The sequence below is a fragment of the Streptomyces sp. NPDC040589 genome, from assembly GCF_055594445.1.
Genome location: NZ_JBVIWP010000001.1, coordinates 1,226,804 through 1,238,611 on the forward strand (window position 1 = coordinate 1,226,804; position 11,808 = coordinate 1,238,611).

Here is an 11,808-nt window from a genome sequence, read left to right on the forward strand (position 1 = left end):
CCTGGGGCCGGAGGCCTTCATCGCGAAGGCCTCCGAACTCCCGTCAGACCTCTTCGACGCTGCTCGGCTCGCGCCGGGACAGGTCGATGCCAAGCTCCTCCGCAGCGCGGAAGACGTCCTCGTCGGTGTCGCGCATCTCGATGGACATGCCGTCCGAGGACAGCACCTCCACGTTGAGGCACAGGGACTGCATCTCCTTGATGAGCACCTTGAAGGACTCGGGGATGCCGGGCTCGGGAATGTTCTCGCCCTTGACGATGGCCTCGTAGACCTTCACGCGACCGGTCACGTCGTCGGACTTGATGGTCAGCAGCTCCTGGAGGGCGTACGCGGCGCCGTAAGCCTCCAGCGCCCACACCTCCATCTCACCGAAGCGCTGGCCACCGAACTGGGCCTTACCACCCAGCGGCTGCTGGGTGATCATCGAGTACGGACCGGTCGAACGGGCGTGCAGCTTGTCGTCGACCAGGTGGTGCAGCTTCAGGATGTACATGTAGCCGACCGAGATCGGCTCCGGGAACGGCTCGCCGGAGCGGCCGTCGAACAGCGGCGCCTTACCGGTCGGGAGCACCATGCGCTCGCCGTCGCGGTTCGGGATGGTGTGGTTCAGCAGACCCGCCAGCTCGTCCTCACGCGCACCGTCGAAGACGGGGGTGGCGACGTTGGTGCCGGGCTCGACCTTGTCGGCCTCGATGGCCTGGAGGCGCTGCGCCCAGTCGTCCGCGAGGCCGGAGACGTCCCAGCCGCGGCTGGCGAGCCAGCCGAGGTGGATCTCCAGGACCTGCCCCGGGTTCATTCGGGACGGCACACCGAGCGGGTTGAGGATGATGTCGACCGGGGTGCCGTCCTCCAGGAACGGCATGTCCTCGATCGGCAGGATCTTCGAGATGACGCCCTTGTTGCCGTGACGGCCGGCGAGCTTGTCACCGTCGGTGATCTTGCGCTTCTGCGCGACGTAGACGCGCACCAGCTGGTTCACACCGGGGGGAAGCTCGTCGCCCTCCTCGCGGTCGAAGACGCGGACGCCGATGACCTTGCCGATCTCACCGTGCGGCACCTTCAGCGAGGTGTCGCGCACCTCGCGCGCCTTCTCACCGAAGATCGCGCGCAGCAGGCGCTCTTCCGGCGTCAGCTCGGTCTCACCCTTGGGCGTGACCTTGCCGACCAGGATGTCGCCGGCGACGACCTCGGCACCGATGCGGATGATGCCGCGCTCGTCGAGGTCGGCGAGGACCTCCTCGGAGACGTTCGGGATGTCCCGGGTGATCTCCTCGGGGCCGAGCTTGGTGTCACGGGCGTCGACCTCGTGCTCCTCGATGTGGATCGAGGAGAGGACGTCGTCCTGCACGAGGCGCTGCGACAGGATGATCGCGTCCTCGTAGTTGTGACCCTCCCACGGCATGAACGCCACGAGCAGGTTCTTGCCCAGCGCCATCTCACCGTGCTGGGTGGCCGGACCGTCGGCGAGGATCTGGCCCTCGATGATCCGGTCGCCCTCGTTGACGATGACCTTCTGGTTGACCGAGGTGCCCTGGTTGGAGCGGGCGAACTTGGCCAGGCGGTACGTGATGTACGTGCCGTCGTCGTTGGCGGTGGTGATGTAGTCCGCGGAGACCTCCTGGACCACACCCGGCTTCTCGGCCTTGACCACGTCGCCGGCGTCGGCCGCGGAGCGGTACTCCATGCCGGTGCCGACCAGCGGGGCCTCGGACTTAATCAGCGGCACGGCCTGACGCATCATGTTCGCGCCCATGAGGGCACGGTTGGCGTCGTCGTGCTCGAGGAAGGGGATCATGGCGGTCGCGACCGACACCATCTGGCGCGGCGAGACGTCCATGTAGTCCACGTCTTCACCGGTGACGTAGTCGACCTCGCCGCCCTTACGGCGGACCAGGACGCGGGCCTCGGCGAAGCGGAGGTCGTCCGTCAGCGGCGCGTTGGCCTGCGCGATGACGAAGCGGTCCTCCTCGTCGGCGGTCAGGTAGTCGACGTCGTCGGTGACCTGGCCCTCGAAGACCTTGCGGTACGGGGTCTCGACGAAACCGAACGCGTTGACCCGGCCGTAGGAGGCGAGCGAGCCGATCAGACCGATGTTCGGGCCTTCGGGCGTCTCGATCGGGCACATGCGGCCGTAGTGCGAGGGGTGCACGTCACGGACCTCGAAGCCGGCCCGCTCACGGGACAGACCACCCGGGCCGAGCGCGGAAAGACGCCGCTTGTGCGTCAGACCCGACAGCGGGTTGTTCTGGTCCATGAACTGCGACAGCTGGCTGGTGCCGAAGAACTCCTTGATGGAGGCGACGACCGGCCGGATGTTGATCAGGGTCTGCGGCGTGATCGCCTCGACGTCCTGGGTCGTCATCCGCTCACGGACGACACGCTCCATACGCGCCAGACCCGTACGGACCTGGTTCTGGATGAGCTCGCCGACGCTGCGCAGACGGCGGTTGCCGAAGTGGTCGATGTCGTCGGTCTCGACGACGATCGAGGTACCACTGTCGCCGACCGTCTCGGTCTCGCCCGCGTGCAGCTTCACCAGGTACTTGATCGTCGAGATGACGTCCTCGACGGTCAGGATGCCGGCGTCGAGCGGAGCGTCCGCGCCCAGCTTCTTGTTGACCTTGTAGCGGCCGACCTTGGCGAGGTCGTAGCGCTTGGGGTTGAAGTAGAGGTTCTCGAGCAGCGTCTGCGCGGCCTCACGGGTCGGGGGCTCGCCCGGACGCAGCTTGCGGTAGATGTCGAGCAGCGCGTCGTCCTGACCCTGGGTGTGGTCCTTCTCCAGGGTGGCGCGCATGGACTCGTACTCGCCGAACTCCTCCAGGATCTGCTCGGTCGTCCAACCGAGAGCCTTGAGCAGGACGGTGACGGACTGCTTGCGCTTGCGGTCGATGCGGACACCGACCATGTCGCGCTTGTCGATCTCCAGCTCCAGCCAGGCACCCCGGGACGGGATGACCTTGGCGGAGAAGATGTCCTTGTCGGACGTCTTGTCGATCGAGGAGTCGAAGTAGACACCCGGCGAACGGACCAGCTGCGACACCACGACACGCTCGGTGCCGTTGATGACGAAGGTGCCCTTGTTCGTCATGAGCGGGAAGTCGCCCATGAAGACGGTCTGGGACTTGATCTCGCCGGTCTCGTTGTTGGTGAACTCGGCGGTGACGAAGAGCGGGGCCGCGTACGTGAAGTCGCGCTCCTTGCACTCGTCGATCGAGTTCTTCGGCGGCTCGAAGCGGTGGTCACGGAAGGTCAGCGACATCGACCCGCTGAAGTCCTCGATCGGGGAGATCTCCTCGAAGATCTCCTCCAGACCGGACTTGGTGGGGACGTCCTGACCGCTGTCCAGAGCCTCCTCGACCCGACTCTGCCAAGCGGTGTTGCCGAGCAGCCAGTCGAAGCTCTCGGTCTGCAGCGCGAGCAGGTTCGGAACCTCGAGAGGCTCCTTGATCTTTGCAAAAGAGATGCGCAGCGGGGCAGTGCTGGCGGCGTTGTTCGTATTCGCGGTCGAGGCGTTGCGCGAGGCGGCCAAGAGGGGGTCCTTCCGAGGGCTCGGACTCACTACGCGCGTACCGGCCCCTCTCCCGTACACAGAGACAAGCCGAGTCGGTCCGGCCGAAAGGCCAGGTCAGACAGGTCTTGTCGTCGATGCTCGGGCGAGGGCAGACCCCTGGTGACGGGCAGGGGACAGCTAACAGGCAGCGCAAAGGGTCAGTGTAGCCACTTGGCACACTGATGTCCAGTCCGGGTTTTCACGCCCGTGTTGACCCTCGTTGTTCCACTCCTGCTACAAGGCGCTGCCCTCAACGCACGTTGATACTGCCCTCTTCGTCGTCGATCCATGCCTCGGATACGGATCGTTGTGACGACGCGTCCTGAGAATTGCGCGCTGCGTGCGGTTCGTCAAGGCCCCCCTGCCCGAACCGGAGCCGCCCGGAGACACAACGAAGATCACCATACCCCCCGTCACTGAGGGTGCAAGGCAACCGTGGCCGGACCCCGGGAACGCCGAAGAGCGACCACCCGGATGGATGATCGCTCTTCCGCGCTTACGCGTTACACGCCCAGGAGGACGTGTCGTGGATCCTGGCGGATCCGAGAGGTCTTACTTGACCTCGACGGAGGCGCCGGCGCCCTTGAGGGACTCGGCGGCCTTCTCGGCGGCGTCCTTGGCGACCTTCTCGAGGACGGGCTTCGGGGCGCCGTCCACGAGGTCCTTGGCCTCCTTCAGGCCCAGGGAGGTCAGCTCACGCACGACCTTGATGACCTGGATCTTCTTGTCGCCGGCGCCGGTGAGGATGACGTCGAACTCGTCCTGCTCCTCGGCGGCCTCGGCGGCGGCGCCACCAGCGGCACCACCGGCGACGACGACCGGCGCGGCAGCGGCGGCGGTGACGTCGAACTTCTCCTCGAACGCCTTCACGAACTCGGAGAGCTCGATGAGGGTCATCTCTTCGAACTGGGCGAGCAGGTCGTCCTGGCTGAGCTTCGCCATGATGGCGGTCCTTCCACTAAATCGGCAGGTGCCGGATGTACATGTGAGGCGGGCGTACGTCTGGCCCGCGACGGCCTCCGCGTTCAGGCAGCGGGGGCCGGGATGCGAGCCGAGTTACTCGGCACCGCCCTGCTCGTCCTGCTTGGCACGGAGCGCGTCCACGGTGCGGACGAGCTTCGACGGCAGCGCCTGGAAGACAGAGGCAGCCTGGGACTGCTTGCCCTTCATGGCACCGGCCAGCTTGGAGAGCAGAACCTCGCGGGACTCGAGGTCCGCAAGCTTCTTGATCTCGTCGGCGGACAGCGCCTTGCCGTCAAGGACACCGCCCTTGATGACGAGGTTCGGGTTGTCCTTGGCGAAGTCGCGGAGACCCTTCGCCGCCTCGACCGGGTCACCGGTCACGAAGGCGACGGCCGACGAACCCGTGAAGAGGTCGTCGATCGTGTTGATCCCGGCCTCATTGGCCGCAATCTTGGTCAGCGTGTTCTTCGCCACACGGTAGTTAGCGTTCTCACCGAGTGAACGACGCAGCTGCTGCAGCTGCGCCACGGTGAGACCGGTGTACGCGGTAACGACGGCACCGTTGGAGTTGCGGAACTTGTCCCGCATCTCCTCGACGGCATCGACCTTGTCAGGCCTCGCCATGAGCCTCGGCCTCCTTCCGGGTGATTCGGACCGCGCGGACCCGAAGGAGGACTGGGGAAAACGAAACGCCCCGGCGCAAGCGCACGGGGCGTAGCTCGACCGTTTGTCCGCTCGCACAAGGCGGCGAACTCCGGGAGCTCTTCCAGTGTCACCTGCGCGGGTCGTCCGCCGTTCAGCGGATCCTTCGGCCACCGCGCCCTCTTCCGAGCACGCGGTAACGACCAGCGGTCTTTGGCTTCTACAGGAGGGTACGGGAACGGATCGCCGTCAAGCAAATCCGCCCGTACGACGGTCAGTGCAGGGCGGATCAGCCCTGCTCCAGCTCCTTGAACATGCCGGCGAGGTCCGCGACCTCCTTGGCGGGCGGCGCCTTGACGTCCACCGGCTTGTTGTAGTCGAGGAAGGTGATGGTCATGTCGAGCGGGCCCTTGTCGGCCTCGCCCTTCATGCGGAACTGCTTGGTGTGGTCGTCGCCGTCGATCCACATGTCCATCGTGAGCTTGTCGACGCCGAGCTTCTCGTACTGCTTGATGCTCTTCTCCCGCTGCTTGCGGGTGTCCGCCTTCGCGTCCTTGAGCGAGGCGCGCAGGCCGGCGAGGGTGACCGTGCCCGAGTAGTGGGTCGTCTCGACGCCGTCGACCTTCTCGGAGCCGACCTCCTTCACGTCCTTGGCGCCCGTGAGGAAGGCGGACTCGGCCGCCGGGTTCTGCTCGGCCTGACTGGTGCTGCTGCCCATCTGGTCCAGTTCCTTGCCTGCCTCGGACCCGGACAGGTCGAACTTGATCCACTTCTTGCCGTCCATCTCCTTGGCCATCTCGGCTCCCCCACCGAGATACATGGCCTTGTCGACGAGGCGGATCTCCACGGCCTCGGTGGTTCCCTTGTCGGGCGCCTCCACCTTCATGCTCATGGCGATCGTGGGCTTCAGGCGCATCGACGCCTCGCCCTTGACCCTGCCCTCACCCGGGCTCGTGCCGCTCAGGCGGTACCGGAGGGACGTGATGTCCTCCGTGTTCTTCGCGGCCTTGGCGACGGCGGCCGCGGGCGTCATCTCCGGCGACTGCTCGGATCCGCAGCCGACCGCACCGGCGGCGAGAAGCAGCGCGCCCAGCCCGGCGGCGGGTATGGATGTCCTCATTGATTCCCCCCAAGGAATACATGATTGCTTCACAGCAAGGCGGTGAGCCTATCCCAGAGGGGCACAAGTGATCTATCCGAAATCACGGCGGCCTCAGGGCGTATCGGCTGTACCGGCCTTCTTCCGCATCAGGTCCTCGAAGTCCCCGGTGTCGGACAGCGGGGGCCGCTGGACCCGGACCCGTACGCCGTAGTCGCGGTAGTGCGCGGTCTGGGTCATCCGGCCCGTGGTCATCCGCGCCTTCTCCACCTTCTTGACCAGAAGGTTCCGCTCGTCGATCCAGATGTCGACGGTCTCGGTGGTGACGCCGGCCTCGGTCAGCTGCTGCTTCAGGCCGTCGTCGGCGACGTCCGCCGCGGCCACGGTGCCGGAGTAGTGCGTGGCGGCCCGGCCGCGCACGGTCTCCTCGCCGACCTTTCTGACGTCCCCGGAGGCCAGCAGCAGTTTCACGGACTGGTTGGGCGTGGTGGCGCGCATCTGGTCGCCGAGATGGGCCCCGGAGCCGTCGGCGAGTGCTTCGAGATCGTCGTACGCGTACCGGATCCAGTGTCTGCCGTCGGTCTGCTCGGCGAACTTGTCGCCCATGCGCGCGTAGTAGGCGCCGGGCAGGTAGCGGGCCTCCATCGAGGTGGTGCCGAGCCGGCGCATGGTGTCGGCGACCGTGCCGCCGGTGTAGGTGATGGTGAGGGTGCCGGTGATGCCGCCGCCCCAGCCGAGGGTGCCGTCGGCGTTCATGGACATCAGCGAGCCCATGGTCGTCGTGGACTCGACCCGGGCGGACTCGGCCCGTGCGGTGGCCCGTTCGGCGGAGCGCAGGGCCGCAAGGGAGGCGGAGCGCGCGGCACGGTCGTCCTTGCCGGGGCGGTCGGAGGACTCCGAGAAGGTGCAGGCGGCCACCCCCGACAGCGCGGTCGCCACCGCGAGCACCAGGCCCACGCGGCGCACGGTCGTGCCCTGCATACGTCCCCCCGTTCGTATCCGGTTCCCGCACGTTAACCCAGGCCACCGGCGTACGTACCGGAAAAGGGAACGGGCCCCGCACCTGTAAGAGGTGCGGGGCCCGTGACCGGTTGGGCGAGCCGTCAGGCTCAGACCGCGGCCGGGTCCTCCTCGACGAGGAGGTTGCGGGTGCGGTTGGAGTCGACCGGAATGCCGGGGCCCATCGTGGTGCTGATGGCGGCCTTCTTGATGTAGCGCCCCTTGGCGGCGGACGGCTTCAGACGGAGGATCTCCTCCAGCGCCGCGCCGTAGTTCTCCACCAGCTTGGTGTCGTCGAACGACGTCTTGCCGATGATGAAGTGCAGGTTCGAGTGCTTGTCGACGCGGAACTCGATCTTGCCGCCCTTGATGTCGTTGACAGCCTTGGTGACATCGGGGGTGACGGTGCCGGTCTTCGGGTTCGGCATCAGACCACGCGGGCCGAGCACGCGGCCGAGGCGGCCGACCTTGCCCATGAGGTCCGGGGTGGCGACGACGGCGTCGAAGTCCAGACGGCCCTTCGACACCTCGTCGATCAGCTCGTCGGAGCCGACGATGTCGGCGCCCGCGGCGAGTGCTGCCTCGGCACGGTCACCGGTCGCGAAGACCAGGACCCGGGCGGTCTTACCGGTGCCGTGCGGGAGGTTCACGGTGCCACGGACCATCTGGTCGGCCTTGCGCGGGTCGACACCCAGACGGAAGGCGACCTCGACGGTGCCGTCGAACTTGGTCGTGGAGGTCTCCTTGGCGAGACGGACGGCCTCGAGCGGGGCGTAGAGCTTCTCCCGGTCGATCTTGGCGTCCGCAGCGCGAAGGGACTTGCTGCGCTTGCTCACTACTGCTCCTGTGGATTCTTAGGAGTCGTGGTCCGGGCCGAGCGGGCCCTGCCACTTCTGCTGATGGAGTTGGGGCTCAGTCCTCGACCGTGACGCCCATGGAACGGGCGGTGCCGGCGATGATCTTCGCGGCGGCGTCCAGGTCGTTGGCGTTGAGGTCGGGCATCTTGGTCGTGGCGATCTCACGGACCTGGTCACGCGTGATCTTCGCGACCTTGGTCTTGTGCGGCTCGCCCGAGCCCTTCTCGATGCCCGCGGCCTTCAGGATCATCTTGGCGGCCGGCGGGGTCTTGGTGATGAAGGTGAAGGAACGGTCCTCGTAGACCGTGATCTCCACCGGGATGACCCAGCCACGCTGCGACTCGGTCGCGGCGTTGTAGGCCTTGCAGAACTCCATGATGTTGACGCCGTGCTGGCCCAGCGCGGGGCCGACCGGCGGGGCCGGGTTGGCGGCACCGGCCTGGATCTGGAGCTTGATGAGCCCCGTGACCTTCTTCTTCTTGGGAGGCATTGCTCTCTCCGGGTCCTAGTGAGAGTTTTCCAGCCTCCGAACCGGATCATCCGGCTGGAGGCATACCGCACAACGATAACGGGTATCCATGTGCGGCCAAAAACCGAGCAGGTCAGGCGGGCTCCAGGAGCCCGTCTGACCTGCTCGGAAGCTGGTGTCCGCTAGTTCTTCTGGATCTGGTCGAACGAGAGCTCGACCGGCGTCTCGCGGCCGAAGATCTCGACGAGGCCCTTGACCTTCTTCGAGTCCGGGTTGATCTCGTTGATGGTCGCCTGCAGCGTGGCGAACGGGCCGTCGGTGACGGTGACCGAGTCGCCGACCTCGAAGTCCAGCACCTGGACCTCGACCTTGCGCTGCGGGGCCGGCTTGCCCTCGGCCTCGGCGGCCTCGCGGGCCGCCTTCTCCTCGGCCTCCGGGGCGAGCATCTTGACGATCTCGTCCAGCGTCAGCGGGTACGGGTCGTAGGCGTTGCCCACGAAGCCGGTGACACCCGGGGTGTTGCGGACGACACCCCAGGACTCGTTCGTCAGGTCCATGCGGACGAGGACGTAGCCCGGGAGCTTGTTCTGCTTGATCGTCTTGCGCTCGCCGTTCTTGATCTGCGCGACCTCTTCCTGCGGCACCTCGGCCTGGAAGATGAAGTCCTCGACGTTCAGCGAGACGGCGCGCTGCTCGAGGTTGGTCTTCACGCGGTTCTCGTAACCGGCGTATGTGTGGATGACGTACCACTCGCCGGGCAGGACTCGCAGTTCCTCGCGGAGCTTCTCGATCGGGTCGCGGTCGTCCTCGGGCTCTTCCTCAGGCTCGTCCGCGGCCTCTTCGCCCTCGTCCGCGGCCTCTTCGCCCTCGTCCGCGGCTTCTTCGCCGTCCTCGGACTCCGCTTCGGCGGTGTCGTCCGCGACGGCGTCGGCAGCCTCGACCTCGGCGGAGGTCTCGGTGTCCTCGCTGTCCGCGCCCTCGACGGTGTCGAGCTCGTCCTCGACGGACTCGACAGGCTCGATGGCGTCGTTCACGTTCGGGTCAGACACGGTGGCTGCTTCTTCCTGGATACATAGGGGTGGAACATGCGAAAGGAGCGCCGGGTACCTCGGCGCTCTTCGCGGGCTGCTCAGCCGAACACGTACTTGGCGGCGTTGCTGAGTCCATAGTCAATCACGGTGACCAGGCCGATCATGATGACGACAAAGATGATCACCACGGTCGTATACGTCGTGAGCTGGTTGCGCGTCGGCCAGACGACCTTGCGCAGCTCCGCGACGATCTGGCGGTAGAAGAGGGCCAGGCGCTTCAGCGGGCCCTTCTTGCCGCGCTTGCCGCCCTTGCGGGCCTTCTTGGACTCCGGCGCCTCATCCTGGGCATCAGGCATGTCGATGGAGCCCACGGCGTCCGTCACTCGTCCTCACCTGATTCCGGGTCGTGGCCGTGCCGCGCCCGGTCTGAGCCGCACGGCGGTGCATTGCTGTACGTACATGCGCACACATCCTGGCGAAGGTGTGTGTAGCAGGGCCGGAGGGACTTGAACCCCCAACCGCTGGTTTTGGAGACCAGTGCTCTACCAATTGAGCTACGACCCTTTGTGTGTCCCCCAACGTACCGCATCCATCCGGATGCTTGGTGTGCACCGAACGGGCGCGGCCTGCTGAAGGCCAACGAGGTGAGAGTGTACGTGCTCCGCGGCCGGTCGTCGAACAGAAAGGGCCCGCGGCAGGCCTGGTTGGCGCAAGATCGCCCCCGGGGCAGGAAGCGGGCGGCGGGCCTCAGGCTGAAGATCGCCCAGGCCGGGCGGCCGATCCGTACTGTTGTTCAGGGGTTTGCCCGACGTTGTTCAGTCTGTGAAACCCCCGTGCCGCGAGCGTTTCCGGTCTGAAACGATGGGGCCCATGAGCCCTGCAACCCCTCCCACCGAGCGCCGGGTCTCCGCCCGAGTCGGCGCGATCTCCGAGTCCGCCACCCTCGCCGTGGACGCCAAGGCCAAGGCCCTCAAGGCCGCCGGGCGGCCGGTGATCGGCTTCGGCGCCGGTGAGCCCGACTTCCCGACCCCGGACTACATCGTCGAGGCCGCGATCGAGGCCTGCAAGAACCCGAAGTACCACCGCTACACGCCGGCCGGCGGTCTGCCCGAGCTGAAGGCCGCGATCGCCGCGAAGACGCTGCGCGACTCGGGCTACGAGGTCGACACGTCGCAGATCCTCGTCACCAACGGTGGCAAGCAGGCCATCTATGAGGCCTTCGCCGCGATCCTCGACCCGGGTGACGAGGTCATCGTGCCCGCGCCCTACTGGACGACGTACCCGGAGTCGATCCGGCTGGCCGGGGGTGTCCCGGTGGAGGTCGTCGCCGACGAGACGACCGGCTACCGGGTGTCCGTGGAGCAGCTGGAGGCGGCCCGTACGGAGAAGACCAAGGTGGTCCTCTTCGTGTCGCCCTCCAATCCGACGGGCGCGGTGTACAGCGAGACCGAGACCGAGGCGATCGGCCGCTGGGCCGCCGAGCACGGCCTGTGGGTGCTGACCGACGAGATCTACGAGCACCTGGTCTACGGCGACGCGTCCGCCGTGTCGCTGCCGGCCGTGGTGCCCGAGCTGCGCGACAAGTGCGTCGTGGTCAACGGTGTCGCGAAGACGTACGCGATGACCGGCTGGCGGGTGGGGTGGATCATCGGCCCGAAGGACGTGGTCAAGGCCGCGACGAACCTGCAGTCCCACGCCACGTCGAACGTGTCCAACGTGGCGCAGGTGGCGGCGCTGGCCGCCGTCTCCGGCGACCTGGACGCGGTCGCGAAGATGCGTGAGGCCTTCGACCGGCGCCGCAAGACCATCGTGCGGATGCTGAACGAGATCGACGGCGTGGTGTGCCCGGAGCCGGAGGGCGCGTTCTACGCGTATCCGTCGGTGAAGGGTCTGGTCGGCAAGGAGATCCGGGGGCGCCGGCCCAAGGACACGGTCGAGCTGGCCGCGCTGATCCTGGAGGAGTCCGAGGTCGCGGTGGTGCCCGGCGAGGCGTTCGGTACGCCCGGGTATCTGCGGCTGTCGTACGCGCTGGGTGACGAGGATCTCGTCGAGGGCGTGAGCCGGATCCAGAAGCTGCTGGCGGAGGCCAGGGACTGAGACCAGCCACTCACGTGAGTAGCTGGTAGCGGGCCGTTCCCCTTGTGTCGGGGAGCGGCCCGCTTTCTCGTGTGCGCGTGCGAGCAAGACCACGTTCGGGG

10 protein-coding genes and 1 tRNA gene are annotated in these 11,808 nt (G+C 66.9%); 1 reads left to right on the forward strand and 10 read right to left on the reverse strand.

All coding sequences use genetic code 11. The features are described 5' to 3' along the window. Positions 1-43: 43 nt before the first annotated feature. The 10 genes from rpoB to ACZ58V_RS05680 all read right to left on the reverse strand — a co-directional run bounded on the left by rpoB (position 44) and on the right by ACZ58V_RS05680 (position 10,174). Positions 44-3,529 (reverse strand): DNA-directed RNA polymerase subunit beta, encoded by a 3,486-nt coding sequence (gene rpoB / locus ACZ58V_RS05635; RefSeq protein ID WP_468186880.1) that lies wholly within the window; start codon positions 3,527-3,529, stop codon positions 44-46. Positions 3,530-4,102: 573 nt separating this feature from the next. Continuing rightward, a complete protein-coding gene (gene rplL, locus ACZ58V_RS05640; protein ID WP_189728713.1) occupies positions 4,103-4,492 on the reverse strand; it encodes a 50S ribosomal protein L7/L12 in 390 nt (129 codons plus the stop codon). 114 nt (positions 4,493-4,606) lie between these two features. After that, positions 4,607-5,137, reverse strand: a complete 531-nt coding sequence (gene rplJ / locus ACZ58V_RS05645) for a 50S ribosomal protein L10 (RefSeq protein ID WP_184591473.1) — start codon at positions 5,135-5,137, stop codon at positions 4,607-4,609. 307 nt (positions 5,138-5,444) lie between these two features. Beyond that, positions 5,445-6,275, reverse strand: coding sequence for an SCO4651 family lipoprotein (locus tag ACZ58V_RS05650; protein ID WP_468186875.1), 831 nt, complete (start codon positions 6,273-6,275; stop codon positions 5,445-5,447). Between the two features lie 93 nt (positions 6,276-6,368). Next, positions 6,369-7,235, reverse strand: a complete 867-nt coding sequence (locus ACZ58V_RS05655) for an SCO4651 family lipoprotein (RefSeq protein ID WP_471288489.1) — start codon at positions 7,233-7,235, stop codon at positions 6,369-6,371. Positions 7,236-7,363: 128 nt separating this feature from the next. Next, entirely contained in the window at positions 7,364-8,089 is a 726-nt protein-coding gene (gene rplA, locus ACZ58V_RS05660; RefSeq protein ID WP_382827533.1) for a 50S ribosomal protein L1, read from the reverse strand. A gap of 76 nt (positions 8,090-8,165) precedes the next feature. After that, the gene (gene rplK / locus ACZ58V_RS05665) at positions 8,166-8,600 is read right to left on the reverse strand and encodes a 50S ribosomal protein L11 (RefSeq protein ID WP_031141270.1); all 435 of its coding nucleotides are present in this window, start codon (positions 8,598-8,600) and stop codon (positions 8,166-8,168) included. 161 nt (positions 8,601-8,761) lie between these two features. Further along, positions 8,762-9,628: a transcription termination/antitermination protein NusG gene (nusG, locus tag ACZ58V_RS05670; RefSeq protein WP_471288490.1), complete on the reverse strand. Its 867-nt coding sequence runs from the start codon at positions 9,626-9,628 to the stop codon at positions 8,762-8,764. An 80-nt stretch (positions 9,629-9,708) separates the two neighbouring features. Beyond that, positions 9,709-9,993 carry a preprotein translocase subunit SecE gene (gene secE, locus ACZ58V_RS05675; RefSeq protein ID WP_104785540.1) on the reverse strand — a complete coding sequence of 95 codons (285 nt, stop codon included), beginning with the start codon at positions 9,991-9,993 and terminating at the stop codon, positions 9,709-9,711. Between the two features lie 108 nt (positions 9,994-10,101). Beyond that, positions 10,102-10,174, reverse strand: a tRNA-Trp gene (locus tag ACZ58V_RS05680). Positions 10,175-10,480: 306 nt separating this feature from the next. Between ACZ58V_RS05680 and ACZ58V_RS05685 the strand changes: the two genes are divergently transcribed. Further along, positions 10,481-11,707, forward strand: a complete 1,227-nt coding sequence (locus ACZ58V_RS05685; protein ID WP_468186860.1) for a pyridoxal phosphate-dependent aminotransferase — start codon at positions 10,481-10,483, stop codon at positions 11,705-11,707. Positions 11,708-11,808 lie beyond the last annotated feature (101 nt).